The following is a 15982-nucleotide window of genomic DNA, read 5'->3' as shown; positions in this document are numbered from 1 at the left end:
CGGTTCGGCGCGCTGCCTTTTAGGTGTGCACTTGGCCGATCACAGCGGCTTCGCCAAAGCCTGCTTGCTGCAGATCGCTCAGGGCCGCAGCCAGCTGGTCGCCTGGAAGCGCCGCCAGCAGGGGTCCGCAGGTCTGGGGATCAAGCAGCAGGGCTTGATGCGCTGCATCGGCTTGCCCCTGGAGCTCAATCCGCTCCCCCAGTAGGGCCAGGGCGCTGGCATTAGAAGGGGCCAGGCTGCTGGCCCAGCCTGCGCCCAGCAGGGCTAAGGCCCCAGGTAGGGCCGGGATAGCTGCTGCCGCCAGCGTCACGCGGCAGTTTGCTGGGCTGGCGGCCAGCATTTCGCCCAGATGGCCCAACAGCCCGAAGCCGGTCACGTCGGTGCAGGCCCGGCAGCCGCGGCGGTTTAGTAGCTCCACCAGGCTTGCCTGGCATTGCTGCATTTGGGCTAGGGCGGCATCTATCCACTGGGGCTGGGCGGCTCCAGCCATGGCCGCGGCAAAAAGCACCCCAGTGCCGATGGGCCGGCACAGCAACAGCCCATCGCCGCTGCGCAAGGGCCCCTTGCCCCAGTGCCGCCCAGCGGCTGCCCTGCCGTTCACGCTCAGCACCAAGCTCAGGCCAGCGGGGTTGGCCGGGCTGGTTTGACTGTCGCGGGCCTCCAGGCTGTGGCCGCCGATCAGGCGGGCCCCGAGCGGTTGCAGCACCGATTGGATGCCGGCCAGGGTGTCGCTGAGCAGGTCTGCCTGCAGGGCGGGAGCCAGCTCAGGCAGGGTGACCACCGCTTGCAGGCTTTCCACCTGGGCGCCACTGGCCCAGATATCACTGCAGGCATGCAGGGTGGTGAGCCGGGCATTGAGCCAGGCGTCGGCCACCAGCGCTGGAAAGCCATCGACGCTCTGCAGCAGCAGGGACCCATCGCCTGCCTGGGCGATCACCGCGGCGTCCTCGGCGCTGCCCGGGGTGCCGCCGCCGAGGCCATTGCGCGCCAGGGCGTCTTGCAGGGGGCTGGCGGCCAATTTGGCGGCGCAGCCCCGGCATGCCATCGCTGCGCCCCCATCTGGGTCCATGGCCTTCAGCTCGCTGAAACCGGCCATGAAGCGCCGATCCACGGCCTGCTTCCAACGCCACAGCAGCGGGCTGGGGCCCAGGGCCCATGGACCCCAGAAGGCCACCGCCTGGGGCCTGGTGTTGCTGCCATCGCCCAGCAGCTGCAGCGCCCAGCGCTGGGGCCGCCAGGGCCGCAGCTGGCGGCCTGCCACCACTGCCGTCAGGTTGTGGGCCAGGGTTTGGGCGCAGCGCACAGCCCAGACACCGGAGGCGGGCCTGGGCTTGCTGGCGATCACGCCGCAGTCGCCGCTGGCGAACAACCTCGGCTGCTGCCGTACCTGCAGGCAGGCCTCAGTGAGCAGGCGCCCCTCGCTGTTGCAGGCCAGGCCTGAGGCGGCGAGCCAGCGGGGTGCGCGGCTGCCAGTGCAGGCCAGGTCGGCGGCGGCGGCGTCCGGGCAGTTGGCCTCGATGGCAATGCCGGCGCTCTCCAGTAGCTGCCCCCCCAATCGGTTGGCTGCCTTTGAGCCCAGATTCAGCTGGGTGCCGCGTAGCTGCAGCTTGGGCTGCTGGCCCCTCGCCCGTAGGGCCAGGGCCACCTCTACGGCTGCGGCACCGCCACCGCGAATGCGGACGCTGCCTGATTTGGGCTGGCTGCACCAGAGCAAGAAGGGCTCCAGGGGCTTTACCGCCATGGCCGCATGAGTTACGGCGCTGGTTTCTGCGCCCACATCGAGGCTGAGCCAGTCCCAGCGCAGGTTGGGCCGCCCCGCCAGTGCCAGCTCCCGACCTTCGGGGTCAATCGCCGTGATCTCTGCCTGCACAAAGGTCACCCCCGCCAGCAGGCAAAGGCGGCGCAGGTCGATGGCGCAGTCGGCTGGCTCATAAAGACCGGCAACCAGCCCCGGCACCATGCCCGAATAGAGGGTGGTGCTGTGGCGGCTCACCAGAGTGATCCAGGCGGCCGGCCGCTGCCGGCCCATCGCCCACATGCGTAGCACCAGGGCGTGGCTATGGCCGCCACCGGCGAGCACCAGCCTTGCTTCAGCTGCCATAACCCTCGGGATTGGCCTGCTGCCAGGTCCAGCCGTCGCGGCACATCTCCTCCAGGGAGCGGCGGGTGCGCCAGCCGAGTCGTGTAGTTGCCAGGCGCGGATCGGCCACGGTGCTGGCCGCGTCTCCGTCTCGCCTTTCCACAACGGTGTAGGGAACTGAACGGCCACTGGCGAGCTCGAAGGCCCGCACCACCTCCAGCACCGAGTGGCCCTGGCCGCTGCCCAGGTTGAGGCTGAGCAGCTGGGGGGGCTCGGCCAGCAGCACGTCCAAGGCGGCCCGGTGCCCCTCAGCGAGGTCCATCACATGGATGTAGTCGCGGATGCCGCTGCCATCGCGGGTGGGCCAGTCGCCGCCAAATACCTGCAGGCAGTCGCGACGCCCCACCGCCACCTGGCTCACAAAGGGGAACAGGTTGTTGGGTATGCCCCTGGGGTCTTCGCCGATGCGGCCACTGGGGTGGGCGCCCACCGGATTGAAGTAGCGCAGCCGGGCGATGCGCCAGCCTGCTTCGCTGGCCGCCAGATCGGCCAGCAGCTGTTCCACCGCGGCTTTGCTGTGGCCGTAGGGGTTGATCGGCTGGATGGCGGCAGATTCACTGATCGGTGTTTGTTCGGGTAGGCCGTAAACCGTGCAGCTGCTGCTGAACACCAGGCTGCGGCAGCCATGGGCCTGCATTGCCTCCAGCAGCTGGCGCGAGCCACAGAGGTTCACCTCCCAGTAACGCAGCGGCTCTCGCACCGATTCACCCACCGCCTTGAGGCCGGCGAAGTGGACCACGGCTGTGATTGGCTGGCCGGCCGGGGCTGCCTCGAAGGCCCGCTCCAGATCTGCAGCGGAGCGAATGTCGCCCTCCACCACCTGCAGCCGGCTTGCTGCGGAGGGGCCGGCGAGCTCGAGCACGCGCTTCAGGCTCTCGGGTGAGCTGTTGTCGAAGTTGTCGAGCACCACCAAGTTGTGGCCCGCCTCCAGCAGCATCAGACAGCTGTGGCTGCCGATGAAGCCAGCACCTCCGGTGATCAACAGCTGGGCCATGGAGGTAATTCGTGCTTACGGAATAGTCTCTCGTTCTGGCTATGTGAGTTCCATGGGATTGCCCACCATCCACTCCATCTGCTGCATCGGAGCGGGCTATGTGGGCGGCCCGACGATGGCGGTGATTGCAGATCGCTGCCCGGATGTGCAGGTGACTGTGGTGGACCTCAGCGCTGAGCGGATTGCAGCCTGGAATGGCGCCGATCTCAGCCGTCTACCGGTGTACGAGCCGGGTCTTGATGCGGTGGTGGGCCGCTGCCGGGGCCGCAATTTGCACTTTTCCACGGCTGTGGAGGAGGCAATCGCTGCGGCGGATCTGGTGTTCATCTCGGTGAACACACCCACCAAAACGAAAGGGCTTGGTGCCGGCCAGGCCAGCGACCTGAAGTGGGTGGAGGCGAGTGCCCGCACGGTCGCAAAAGCTGCCCGCGGTCACACGATCGTGGTGGAGAAAAGCACGCTGCCGGTGCGCACCGCTGAGGTGATTCAGCAAATCCTCTCCGCATCTGAGGGCAGTGATGTAGGTGAAACCCAGCCGGCCAAGAGCTTTTCGGTGCTCTCCAATCCGGAGTTTCTGGCGGAGGGCACAGCTATTGCCGATTTGGAGAAGCCAGATCGGGTGCTGATCGGCGGCCAGGACCCCGAGGCGATCGAAGCCCTGGCGGCGATTTACGGCCAGTGGGTGGCGCCCCAGAAGATCCTGCGCACCAACCTCTGGAGCAGCGAGCTCTCAAAACTCACGGCTAATGCCTTTTTGGCGCAGCGGATCAGCTCGATCAACAGCATTGCGGCTTTCTGCGAGGCCACTGGCGCCAATGTGCGCGAGGTGGCCCGGGCGATTGGCGCCGACAGCCGCATTGGCGAGAAGTTTCTGCAGGCGGGTCCGGGCTTTGGCGGCAGCTGCTTTCAGAAGGACATCTTGAATTTGGTCTACCTGTGCCGGCACTACGGGCTGGAGGAGGTGGCGGCCTACTGGGAGCAGGTGGTGAGGCTGAACCACTGGCAGCAACAGCGCATAGCCCGGCTGGTGATCAGCAAGCTGTTTGGCACGGTGAGCGGCAAGCGCATTGGGGTGCTGGGGTTTGCTTTTAAGGCCGATACCAATGACACGCGGGAATCACCGGCGATCCGGATCTGCCGGGACCTGCTGGAGGAGGGGGCGGTGCTGCAGATCGTCGATCCCAAGGTGAGCGAGAGCCAGATAGCTCAGGATCTGGGTCAACCGGCCGGCGCTGGCGAGGGCAGCTGGCAGCAGGTGCCGGAGGTGCAGCAGGCGGCCAGCGGCGCCGATGCCCTGCTGCTGCTCACCGAATGGCAGCAGTTTGCTGTGATCGACTGGCTGCAGGTGGCGGCGGTGATGCGCCAGCCGGCCTGGCTGTTTGATGCGCGCGCTAAGGCCGACGGCGCCCTAGCCCGTGCCGCGGGGCTGCAGGTGTGGACCGTGGGGGAGGGCTGAGCCATGCCCGCCTCCCTTACCCGCAACCTGATCACCGGCGGCGCCGGTTTTGTGGGCTCGCACCTGGTGGACCGGCTGATGGAGGCCGGCGAGGAGGTGATCTGCCTCGACAACTTTTTCACTGGCCGCAAAGCCAATGTGGCCCAGTGGATCGGCCATCCGCGCTTTGAGCTGATCCGCCACGACGTCACCGAACCGATCCGGCTGGAGGTGGACCGGATCTGGCACCTGGCCTGCCCGGCTTCGCCGGTGCACTACCAGCACAACCCGATCAAGACCGCCAAAACCAGCTTCCTGGGTACTTACAACATGCTGGGCCTGGCGCGGCGGGTGGGGGCGCGGTTGCTGCTGGCCAGCACAAGTGAGGTGTATGGCGATCCGGAGGTGCACCCCCAGCCTGAGAGCTACCGGGGTTGCGTGAACACGATCGGCATCCGTAGCTGCTACGACGAGGGCAAGCGGATCGCCGAAACGCTGTGCTTCGACTACCGGCGCATGCATGGGGTGGAGATCCGGGTAGCGCGGATCTTCAACACCTATGGGCCAAGGATGCTGCCCGATGACGGCCGGGTGGTGAGCAACTTCATCGTGCAGGCCCTTAAAGGCCAGCCGCTCACCCTCTATGGCGATGGCAGCCAGACCCGCTCTTTTTGCTACGTGGATGATTTGGTGGAGGGGCTGATCCGGCTGATGAACGGGGAGCACACCGGCCCGATCAACATCGGCAACCCGGGTGAATTCACGATCCGCCAGCTGGCCGAGCTGGTGCGCTCCCGGATTAATCCGGAGCTGCCACTCACCTGTGAACCGCTGCCGGCGGATGATCCTCTGCAACGTCAACCGGTGATCGAGCTGGCCACCCGCGAGCTGGGCTGGCAGCCGACGGTGGCGCTGGAGCAGGGGCTGGAGCCCACGATCGCTTACTTCCGCCAGCTTTTGGCCCCATGAGTCGCCCCGTGCTGGTGACCGGTGCGGCCGGCTTCATCGGTGCGGCGGTGTGTGAGCGGCTTTTGGCCCGGGGTGAACGGGTGGTGGGGATAGACAACCTCAACAGCTACTACGACCCCGCCTTGAAGCAGGCCCGGCTGAGCCGGCTCGAGGCCTCTGCCCCCAGGGAGTCCTGGTGCTTTCAGCGTTTGGAGCTGGAGGACGGATCTGCCATCGCGGACCTCTTCGCCCGCGAACGACCCCGGCTGGTGATCCACTTGGCAGCCCAGGCCGGGGTGCGTTACTCCCTTGAGAACCCTGCGGTGTACTTGCAGAGCAACCTGGTGGGGTTTGGTTCGATCCTGGAAGGTTGCCGGCACCACGGCGTTGAGCATCTGGTGTATGCCTCCAGTAGCTCGGTGTATGGCGGCAACACCAACCTGCCGTTTACGGAGCACCAGCCGGTGAACCACCCGGTGAGCCTGTACGCGGCCACTAAGAAGGCCAGTGAGCTGATGGCCCACACCTACAGCCATCTCTATGGGCTACCGGCCACGGGGCTGCGCTTTTTCACCGTGTACGGCCCCTGGGGCCGGCCCGACATGGCGCCGATGTTGTTTGCCAAGGCGATCGTGGCGGGGGAGCCGATTCGGGTGTTCAACCAGGGCCGCATGCGCCGCGATTTCACCTACATCGACGACATCGTGACCACGGTGATCGCCTGCGCCGATAAGCCGGCCAGCGCCGATCCCAGTTTTGACACCGCGGCTCCAGACCCTGCCACCAGCTGGGCGCCGCACCGCTTGTTCAATATCGGCAACAGCCAGCCGGTGCAGCTGCTGTATTTCATTGATCTGCTCGAGCGGGCTTTAGGTAGGCAGGCGATCCGCGACCTGCAGCCCATGCAGCCCGGCGATGTGGAGGCCACCGCTGCCGATACGAGCTTGCTCGAGGCCTGGGTGGGCTTTAGTCCCTCCACCTCTATTGAGGTGGGGGTTGAACGCTTCGCCCGTTGGTATCAAGCCAGCTACGCCTGAGCGCCGGCAGGCAGACTCACCCCACTTGCTGCTTTCGGTTTGGCATCGCTGCAGAGCCTGCGGGGCATGGCCGATCTGCTGCCAGAGCAGATTCGCCTGTGGCAGCACGTGGAAGCTACGGCCCGCGAGCACTTCCGCCGCAGTGCCATCACTGAGATCCGCACCCCCCTGCTGGAGGTCACCGAGCTGTTTGCCCGCGGCATCGGCGAGGCCACCGACGTGGTGGGCAAGGAGATGTACACCTTTCTCGATCGCGGTGAGCGCAGCTGCACCCTGCGGCCGGAGGGCACGGCGTCGGTGGTGCGGGCGGCGATCCAGCACGGCCTGCTGAGCCAGGGCCCCCAGCGCCTCTGGTATGGCGGGCCGATGTTCCGCTACGAGCGCCCCCAGGCGGGCCGGCTGCGTCAGTTCCACCAGATCGGGCTGGAGCTGCTCGGTTTTGGCGATGCCTGCAGTGACGTGGAGGCCATTGCCGTGGCCTGGGATCTGCTGGCCGAGCTGGGGGTGGGCGGGTTGGAGCTGCAGCTCAATTCCCTCGGCAGCAGCGAAGACCGGGCCCGCTACCGCGAGCTGCTGGTGGCCTGGCTGGAGCAGCGGCGCGACCAGCTCGATGCCGATTCCCAGGCCCGCATCCACAGCAACCCCCTGCGGGTGCTGGACAGCAAGAACCCCGATACGCAGGCCCTGCTGGCGGCGGCCCCCAGCCTGGCGTCCGCTCTCAGCGACGCGAGCCAGGCCCGCTTTGCGGCGGTGCAGCAGGCCCTCTCGGCCCTGGGGATTCCTTTTGTGCTCAACCCCCGGCTGGTGCGGGGCCTGGACTACTACAGCCACACCGCCTTTGAGATCACCAGCAGCCAGCTGGGGGCGCAGGCCACCGTGTGCGGTGGTGGCCGCTACGACGGCCTGGTGCAGCAGCTGGGCGGGCCGGCCACGCCGGCGATCGGCTGGGCCCTGGGGATGGAGCGGCTGGTGTTGCTGCTCAGCCAGGCCGAGGCCCCGCTGGCTGCCGCCCCCGCCCTCGATCTTTATGTGGTCAGCCGTGGCGAGGCCGCGGCAGCGCTGGCTCTGGCCCTGGCGCGGCGCTGCCGCCAGGCCGGACTGGCGGTGGAGAGGGATGCCAGTGGCGCGGCCTTCGGTAAGCAGTTCAAGCGGGCCGACCGCTCCGGTGCCCGCTGGGCGGCGGTTATCGGCGAGCAGGAGGCGCTAGAGGGGCTGGTGGGGCTCAAGGATCTGCGCGCTGGCACTGAGCAAGCCGATCAGCGACTCACCCCTGAGGCCCTGCTTGAGGCCATGACGCCACAGGACCTGTCCACCGATGGGGGCCAGGCCAGGGTGTAGGGCCTTTGACTAGCCAAGCAACAAGCCGCGGAGCAGTTTCGGCCCTGATGGGTGATCCGACCGTCGCGATCATTGCTGGTGAGGGCGTGTTGCCTCGGATGCTCTCGGAGGCTCTCAGCCGTGCGGGACGGCCCCACATCGCCTGCTATCCCCATGGCCTAGAGGTGGAGGTGCCGGCGGCTGAGGAGTTTTTCTTCGAGCGCTCGATCGCCTTCATCAAGTCGCTGCAGCAGCGCGGCATCGAGCAGATCGTGATGGTGGGCAAGTTTGTGCGGCCGCGCTCGCTCAACTTGCTGCGCTTCGAGGGCTCCACCTTGATGGCGGCGCCGCGCATCCTGGCGTCGCTGCGCAATGGCGACGATGCCTCCCTGCGGGCCCTGGCCCAGATCATCGAGGAGCACGGCCTGAAGGTGGTGGGCATCGAAGATGTGGCTCCAAATTTGCTGCCGGAGCCGGGCCTGTATGCCAGCACCGTGCCCAGCGATCTGGATCGGGCCGATGTGGAGCGCGCCGCCTACATCGTGGAGGCCATTTCCCAGGTGGATGTGGGCCAGGGAGCGGTGGTGGCTAAGGGGCTGTGCCTGGCCACCGAAGCGCTGCCCGGCACCGACGCCATGCTCGAGTGGGTAGCCGCCACGCGCCCGGAGCGACCGGAAACGGGCCGCTCTGGCGTGCTCTACAAGGCCCCCAAGCTCAACCAGGACCGGCGCATGGACCTGCCCGGCATCGGACCCACCACCGTGGCTAAGGCCGCGGCGGCTGGTTTGGCGGGCATCGCCTGGGAAGCCCGCAGCGCCCTGCTGCTGGATGCGGAGCAAACGATGGCGGACGCCGAGCGGCTGGGGTTGTTTTTGTGGTCGCGGGAGTCTAATCAGGGTTAAGCCAGCATTCCCTTGCTGCTCGGCACCGCACCTGCCCGGCGCGGATCGAGCTCCGTCGCCTGGCGCAGCGCCCGGGCGAACGCCTTGAAGCAGGCCTCCACGATGTGGTGGGAATTCACCCCATCGAGCTGGCGGACGTGCAGGGTGAGGCCGGCGTTGTTGGCCACCGCCACGAAAAACTCCTTGACCAGCTCGGTGTCGTAGCTGCCGATCTTCTGGGCCGGGATCGTTAGCCCGTAGCTGAGGTGGGGCCGGCCGGAGCAGTCGAGCGCCACCTGCACTAGGGCCTCATCCAGCGGCGCCACGAAGTGACCGAAGCGGTGGATGCCGCGGCGGTCGCCCAGGGCCTGGGCCAGGGCCTGGCCCACGGCAATGCCTACGTCTTCGTTGGTGTGGTGATCGTCGATGTGGGTGTCCCCCACCGCCTTGATCTCCAGGTCGAGCAGGCCGTGGCTGCTGATCTGGTGGAGCATGTGGTCGAGGAAGGGCACGCCGGTGCTCACCTGGCAGCGGCCCGTGCCGTCGAGGTTGAGCTGCACGCGCACATCGGTTTCGCCGGTGACGCGGTGGATCTCGCCTGTGCGCATGGTGCGTGTTCACGCTGGCACTATCATGGCCGAGTACGGCGGTGACTGTCATTCGAGCCTGCGCCAGGAGCCCCAGGGTGGGCAAAAAAAGGGGGCTTGGAGCCCCCCTGATCGATTTCTGACCTCATAGGCCTGCCGGCCTGTGATCGCTGGCTTCAGAACAGCTATGGCGGCCCCAGCACCATGTCACCGGTCGAGGATCCGGGGCGCCTCTGGGTATTGCGGTGTTGACCTGTCAACCGGCATGCACGCCGCTTGGAAACCCGGAATCGATCCTGCAGAACCACCACAGCCCTGCGACGACGCTCCGGGCTCAGAAGTTTCCCGTTGCACCGCAAGGTGCGCCTCACGGCGCAACAAGCTCCTTAAGCATCGCCTTATCGAGTTCTGCGTCTGCCAATAAACGCTTTAGCCGTGTGTTCTCCAGCTCAAGCTCCTACTCCTTCGGAGAAGCCTTACGGCTTGAGGCGTTTGGCCTCAGTCGCTTTCATCCCGCCATATAGCTGCTGCCAGCGGTGGTAAGTCGCCGGAGAAACGTCTAGGGCTCTACAGACATCAGCGACGGTTTGGCCTTGGTTAAGCAGTTGTTCCGCGGTGCGCAGCTTGCGGATGATCTGCTCGGGGTTGTGGCTTTTGACTTTCATGGAGCTTCTCCTGGCCAATTTTGGCCGTTAGCGAAGCTCTCATAAGGGCTGGCTCAGTTTTTGGGGTCCACGTCACTTCGCCGGATTCCGCCGCGATCGCTCCAGAGTCCGTAGGTCGCCTCGTGATCGAGGTGCTGTTGATCCAGCCATTGGGCCGAGGGTTTGGCGCACGCCCTCGGCGCGGGAGAGGCTCCAATGCCGGCTGAGGGCACCATGCCTGGCAAGTTCGCTACTGCAGAGGAGGTCGATGGATAGGAGTCACTGGGTGGCAGGGCAGAAGGCCTCGGCTTCGGACCAAGGAATGGCCACGTCTGCTGAAGCTCCGGCCCAGTGATCCAGCACGCACCCTGGCCGTGATCGGCCCCAACCTCAACAGCGTGGGGCCCTGCCGCGCCGGCATCGCATGAACAATCGCGTAGGCGGCCTAACCCTTCTCATGAGCCTGACGAGCATGGGAAGTGAGCCCATGGAACTGGGAGAAAACCGATGAGCAACACCGATCGGCCCCGTCGACTGGACTGGCGGCCCCCTCTTCCTGGTCGCAGGCTTGGGGTGGTGCCGGCATGCCTGGCCCGGGAGGCGCTGCAGGTGGCCCCGGCCGGATGGGGATGGGCTATTCGGATCAGCACTTCATCGTGATGATGATTCCCCACCACGACGGGGCGATCGCCATGGCCGATCTCGCCCTCACCCGTGCGCAGCGCCCCGAGATCAAGGAGCTGGCCAAGAGCATCAACGCCAGTCAGACCCGGGAGAACGCCCAGATGCGCGCATGGTACAAGCAGTGGTACGGCCAGGATGTTCCCAGCTGGGGCCTGGGCTCGCGCTGGGGTTGGCATGGGGATGGGGAATATGGGTGGCGGCACCAACCTGTTGGCGCTGCGTCAGGCCGCCGATTTCGATCGTGCCTTCCTCGAGCAGATGATTCCCCACCATCAGATGGGCGTGATGATGGCCTCGATGGCCCAGATGCATTCCCAACACCCGGAGCTGCGCCAGTTGCAGCAGGCCATGGTGCGGGTGCAGAGCGATGAGATCCAGCAGATGGAGCAGTGGTATCGAACCTGGTACCCCGCCCCACGCTGAGTAGCGCAGCGACGGGGCATCGCCCGACGACGACCTGATCAGCCGGGGGCTTGGACATTGGCCTCGCTTGACGGCCTGGGATGGCGCCCTGGGTTGCGCCCAGCAGAAAGGGCTGACGTTGTTGGCGTCAGCCCCTGGGGATGGGCTCAGCCGAGCAGTTGTTCCATGCCGGAATTCATGGGGTCGTAGGTGGTCAATGGGAACCGCGAATGGTCTTCAAAGGGTGTGATGCCGGGAGATGGGTTGGCGGGAGGTGTGAAGGAGTCGCCCTCGCCCTTCCAAGGGGCGGCATGCCGTTGGGCTTGCTCATTGGCAGGTGGGGAGATTGGTAAGGGTGGAGGGGTGAGGGGATCGGTGGTGCCGAGCGGGCTAGGCGGTTCCGGAGTGGGTGGGGGAGAGAGCGGATCGGTGCCGCCGGCGACAGTGCTGCCGAGGGCGGCTGCGGTGGTGGCTTCAGTTGGGGTGGTGCTGGTGACCGAGCTGGGCAGGCCCGTAAGCGGATCGGTGGGGGTGCTGGAGCCGCTGCCGCCCTGGGTTCCCGCGGTGGTGGTCAGGGTGATGGCGTTGCCGGTGATCGCGTCGTCTGCCGTGAGATGTTGGGTGGTGGTGAGTGGGGCGAGGGGGGCTAGAGGGGCTTCTGGAGAAAGTGCCGCTGTTGTGAGCGTGCCTTCATCGGTTCCATCGATGGTGGTGGATACCGTCATCGTTGACGCATCCTGATCGCCATCCAGAAGGGTGAGATCAAAGCTGTAGTTGAAGTCGGGAACCACTTCCGTCTGGGAGCCTGCGGAATAGAAGCGCGGGTTGGTGACATTGAAGCCCTCGGCGTTGAGCTTCGATGGAAGCTCGTTGTTTTCAATCTCAACAGCTACGATCCCGATTATGCTGTCCCATGCGGTAAAGGTTTCGGAAAGGACCACATCAATATCCCAAGTCCCATTGGGGGCTTCTTCATTGTCGTAGACAGAATTCAAATCCAGAAGTGGATCGGTATTGCGGTCGATCCAGCTGATGCCCCCCCAGCCTTCAGTTAGAATATTGGTATCGGGATTATAGCCAATGAAAATCTTCGAATAGTTGGCACCCGGCTTGGCATCCTCGGCGACACCCTGGAATTGATAATAGATGTCTGCGTAGTCAAATGTGTCACTGTTGTTCCACTGATAGGTTACTTTCATGACGAAGTCGCCTGTCTTTGGGCCACCCGTTAGCTTTGTGAAGTCGAATCCGAAGCCGGCTACAGGGTGGTAGGCAGACAACTCGTCATCAACGCCAAGTCCAACATCAGGTTCGTCATAAGCGCCTGTGCCAAAGTCTGCAGCGGCGGTAGCTGAAAGACTGGCGTAGTAACTGGCAGGCTCATCATAGCCTACGAAGGTAAACTTAATGGCCTCCTTCCTGTCATTCTCGCCACTGACGCCCTTAGATGTTGCATCGATGTATTCGAGATTCTGGTCACCATCGCCGGAGGCATAGCCCTGGGCGCTGGTGTTGAGCAAGCCGGGAAAGTAATCGACATCTGTGTCCGTGGTGCCAGCCCGGGTGCCACCTGAGACCATAACCGCTAAATCTTCGGCATCAAACAGCTTGAATTCAATCGGATGCGGTCCACCAGGTTGGACGGCGGCACCCGCTTCCAGCTCTGTTGGAGTGATCTCGATCTCACCTTGGTAGTCGAAGGTCGCGAAGATGTCGTAACCATCGGCGTTGAACACATACTGAGCAATGGTCTGTGGATCGCTATCTGTGCCGGCACCATCGGCGTCGTAGGTGATATTGATGGTGACTGTTGATGTTGGCGTGGTGGGAGATCCCGGATTGATGATGCTGTATCCATAGAGCCCTCCTGTATCTGGAGGAGTTCCTTGTAAGTTGCTCACACTCAGACTGCCGTAGCCATCCGAGCCTGGATCCCAGGAGATGAATTCTCCGGTCAACGGCGACGGGTCTGAGCCTCCAATCGCCGATTTGAACAAGATTGTCGATGGGTCTGGGTCACTGACCAAGGCCGATTGGAGGATGGGCCCGTCATCCTCGATGGAGAAGGCGCCAGTGAGATCGACGGCGGCGCTCTCGGAGTCGCCGTCGGCATCGACGACGGTCTTCTCGAGGGTGAGCGCACCGACGGCGGTGCTCAGGGTTTCGGCGTCATCGTCGGAGGTGGTGTCGCTGTGCCAGATGTTGTTGGACCTGGCGAAGGTGACGGTTCCGAAGCTTGTTTTGGTGGGGTCGTTGTCGACGGAGAGGCGGAAGTATTCGGTGCCGCCGGCGGTGCCGACGATATCGCCAGTGACGGCCTCGGTGTTGAGGACGATTTGGGCACCCTGTCCGATGCCATCCGGATCGACAGCCTCGCTGGCGGTGGTGTCGGCCGGATCGAGGGCATAGAGGCCGGAGGGGACATCGGAGCCGTCGAGGACGAGTGCATAGCTGACGCTGCCGGCGCCATCGGTGCCGTAGTCGGTGGGTCCGGCGGAATCGAAGTTATCGGCGAAGTTGGCGGAGGCAGAGACGCTGCCAGCCGCAGCTTTGCCAGGGCCATCGGGATCAGTTCCGGCGGCACTTTCGTCGAGGACGAGGGTGTCGGCGGGCGTGTCGTCGGCGGTGACGGTGGGCCCGTCATCCTCGATGGAGAAGGCGCCAGTGAGATCGACGGCGGCGCTCTCGGAGTCGCCGTCGGCATCGACGACGGTCTTCTCGAGGGTGAGCGCACCGACGGCGGTGCTCAGGGTTTCGGCGTCATCGTCGGAGGTGGTGTCGCTGTGCCAGATGTTGTTGGACCTGGCGAAGGTGACGGTTCCGAAGCTTGTTTTGGTGGGGTCGTTGTCGACGGAGAGGCGGAAGTATTCGGTGCCGCCGGCGGTGCCGACGATATCGCCAGTGACGGCCTCGGTGTTGAGGACGATTTGGGCACCCTGTCCGATGCCATCCGGATCGACAGCCTCGCTGGCGGTGGTGTCGGCCGGATCGAGGGCATAGAGGCCGGAGGGGACATCGGAGCCGTCGAGGACGAGTGCATAGCTGACGCTGCCGGCGCCATCGGTGCCGTAGTCGGTGGGTCCGGCGGAATCGAAGTTATCGGCGAAGTTGGCGGAGGCAGAGACGCTGCCAGCCGCAGCTTTGCCAGGGCCATCGGGATCAGTTCCGGCGGCACTTTCGTCGAGGACGAGGGTGTCGGCGTCAGCGGTGTCGGTGACAGTGGGTCCATCGTCATAGATGCCGATACCGCCCAGCGCCAGAGCCGCGGTCGTGGAATCGGCAATGGTGTACCCGGTGACACCAAGGTCAAAGGTGTAATTGCTACTGGAGGTGTTGTTGTCCACCACCATGCGGTCAAAGCTGGTGTCGCCCTCCACCTCGAACCGGTCGCCCGTCTTCAGGCCATTGATCTGGACATACTCATAGCCATCACTAGCACCATCACCGGAATCCACGAAGGTGATGCTGTAACCCGCCAGGGCATCAATTCCGATCCAGGGGGTTGCACTGGCCTGAACAGTGATCGCCGGCGTCTCATAATTTCCGTTCAGATAGATCGAAGCCGACTTGACGCCGATGTTGTCGTCTTCAGCATCAAACGGTGCGTCTCGCAACGCCTGCCCCTCTGGGGTAGAGATAGTGTTGCCTTCTGCCATGCCACTCACATTGAGCAGCCAGACCTTCACATCCGCACGGGTTTTGACATTGCCGGGGTTCAGCTGGGTGACTGTACTGAACGCCGTGCTGACCAGCACGTGTGAATCATAATCGAGCGTAGCGATATCCTTGGTGTCCACCCCAGTCGCTACATTCTTGACAAAGTCATAAATTACCAACTCATTGTTGTTGACAGCCTGACTGCCAACCCCGATGGCTGAGGCCACACCGGCCACATTGCTGGTGTTAATCGTTCCATCGACCCACGACGAACCGTTGTAGTTCTTGCTGGTGACGACCACGTCGAACGTGTTGTCCGGGTCGGGTCCGTTCGGGGGCTCACGCAGCACCCCAAAAGCGTTCTGGCCTGGTGGGATTCCCGTGAAGTCGGTGAACTCCAGCGTGAAATTGGTGGTCAGTGAAGCCGACACCAACGATGCCATCTCCACCAGATCGTTGGAATCGTTGGTGTCGCCGTGCCGGATTGGGGCGTCGTCGTTGTACAGGAGGGTGTACAGGGTGTAACTCGTCACCTGGCCGTCGTCGTTCAGGGTGCGCACGTACACCAGCCGGAAGGCCACCTCTCCGCCGTAGCTGCCACCGGCCACGACGGCGTCGAAGTAGGTGTCGCCGTTGTCAGCGGTCATCGCCGCGCTGAGCAGGATCGGAGATCCGTCCAGGGAGGTCAGGCCGGTGTCGGTGGTGGTGCTGTCCTGCAGCTGGAAGCTGATGAAGTCGGAGGGCTGTCCGAAGCTCTCGGTCTTGGATGCGAAGTCGGTGGGCGCTGCCAAGCCCCACGCCTTCAGGAGCGTCAGGTTCGGTTCTGTCTCGTCGTACTGGTTGCCTGTGGTCTGGTCTACATAGAGAACTGTGGTGGGGGGGGGTGTCATGGCTTGCAGCTCCCAGGAAGGATCGAGGTCTTCCTTCGTTATGGAGTTGGGCCGATTCCCGGCATGGATGCCACAGCATTTCCGCCGCGCGTTCCCATGAGGCCACAGCATTTCCGCCGCGCGTTCCCATATCGGGACAGGTAAGTTCCTGGCCCTGAGCTAGATCCGCACGACACCCTGAGGGCCGGGCTCCAGCAGGCAGCGCCGTCCCGGCGGGAGCCCTATCGCTGCCCCACGTTCTCCATCAGTGCCCTGGCTCCCGGGGTGGATCTCAGCAGGGCCAATCAACTGGCGGCGGCCCTGGATGATGAGCTCCTGATCGAGAAACTGCGGCAGGGCCGGTGATCCTGATCGACGCCAACCTCT

The 15982-nt window shown here is 64.6% G+C and carries 10 protein-coding genes and 2 pseudogenes; 7 read left to right on the top strand and 5 right to left on the bottom strand.

Going from position 1 to position 15982, the window contains the following annotated elements; all coding sequences use genetic code 11:
• Window positions 1–19: 19 nt before the first annotated feature.
• Together selD and galE are read right to left on the bottom strand one after the other, a co-directional pair.
• Window positions 20–2101, bottom strand: coding sequence for a selenide, water dikinase SelD (gene selD, locus KBY75_RS00300; protein ID WP_255022526.1), 2082 nt, complete (start codon window positions 2099–2101; stop codon window positions 20–22).
• Window positions 2091–3134 carry a UDP-glucose 4-epimerase GalE gene (galE, locus tag KBY75_RS00295; RefSeq protein WP_255022525.1) on the bottom strand — a complete coding sequence of 348 codons (1044 nt, stop codon included), beginning with the start codon at window positions 3132–3134 and terminating at the stop codon, window positions 2091–2093. The genes selD and galE overlap by 11 nt, the downstream gene beginning before the upstream one ends.
• Window positions 3135–3186: 52 nt before the next feature.
• On the opposite strand from galE, the gene KBY75_RS00290 reads away from it, so the two are divergent.
• The 5 genes from KBY75_RS00290 to KBY75_RS00270 are packed head-to-tail and all read left to right on the top strand — an operon-like array spanning window position 3187 to window position 8773.
• A complete protein-coding gene (locus tag KBY75_RS00290) occupies window positions 3187–4590 on the top strand; it encodes a nucleotide sugar dehydrogenase (protein ID WP_255022524.1) in 1404 nt (467 codons plus the stop codon).
• 3 nt (window positions 4591–4593) lie between these two features.
• The gene (locus KBY75_RS00285) at window positions 4594–5538 is read left to right on the top strand and encodes a UDP-glucuronic acid decarboxylase family protein (protein WP_255022523.1); all 945 of its coding nucleotides are present in this window, start codon (window positions 4594–4596) and stop codon (window positions 5536–5538) included.
• The gene (locus KBY75_RS00280) at window positions 5535–6554 is read left to right on the top strand and encodes an NAD-dependent epimerase (RefSeq protein WP_254935190.1); all 1020 of its coding nucleotides are present in this window, start codon (window positions 5535–5537) and stop codon (window positions 6552–6554) included. Before KBY75_RS00285 ends, KBY75_RS00280 begins: the two co-directional genes overlap by 4 nt.
• 39 nt (window positions 6555–6593) lie before the next feature.
• The gene (hisS, locus tag KBY75_RS00275; protein WP_255022522.1) at window positions 6594–7892 is read left to right on the top strand and encodes a histidine--tRNA ligase; all 1299 of its coding nucleotides are present in this window, start codon (window positions 6594–6596) and stop codon (window positions 7890–7892) included.
• Between the two features lie 47 nt (window positions 7893–7939).
• Window positions 7940–8773 (top strand): LpxI family protein, encoded by an 834-nt coding sequence (locus tag KBY75_RS00270; RefSeq protein WP_255022521.1) that lies wholly within the window; start codon window positions 7940–7942, stop codon window positions 8771–8773.
• Here the strand turns inward: KBY75_RS00270 and hisB are convergent.
• Together hisB and KBY75_RS00260 are read right to left on the bottom strand one after the other, a co-directional pair.
• Window positions 8770–9360, bottom strand: a complete 591-nt coding sequence (hisB, locus tag KBY75_RS00265; RefSeq protein ID WP_255022520.1) for an imidazoleglycerol-phosphate dehydratase HisB — start codon at window positions 9358–9360, stop codon at window positions 8770–8772. The genes KBY75_RS00270 and hisB overlap by 4 nt on opposite strands.
• A gap of 209 nt (window positions 9361–9569) precedes the next feature.
• A pseudogene (locus KBY75_RS00260) lies at window positions 9570–10004 on the bottom strand (transposase); the annotation flags it as partial.
• A 563-nt stretch (window positions 10005–10567) separates the two neighbouring features.
• Between KBY75_RS00260 and KBY75_RS15360 the strand changes: the two are divergent.
• Window positions 10568–10756: pseudogene (locus KBY75_RS15360) on the top strand (DUF305 domain-containing protein); the annotation flags it as partial.
• 85 nt (window positions 10757–10841) lie between these two features.
• Complete coding sequence (locus KBY75_RS00250; RefSeq protein ID WP_255022519.1) at window positions 10842–11090, top strand: DUF305 domain-containing protein; 249 nt, start codon at window positions 10842–10844, stop codon at window positions 11088–11090.
• 146 nt (window positions 11091–11236) lie between these two features.
• Here KBY75_RS00250 and KBY75_RS00245 read toward each other — a convergent pair whose 3' ends face one another.
• A complete protein-coding gene (locus KBY75_RS00245; RefSeq protein WP_255022518.1) occupies window positions 11237–15616 on the bottom strand; it encodes a DUF5801 repeats-in-toxin domain-containing protein in 4380 nt (1459 codons plus the stop codon).
• Window positions 15617–15982 lie beyond the last annotated feature (366 nt).

The sequence above is a fragment of the Cyanobium sp. T1G-Tous genome (assembly GCF_024345455.1).
GTDB lineage: Bacteria > Cyanobacteriota > Cyanobacteriia > PCC-6307 > Cyanobiaceae > Cyanobium_A.
Note: the sequence above shows the minus strand (reverse complement) of the source record. Positions and strands in the feature narration are given on the sequence as shown.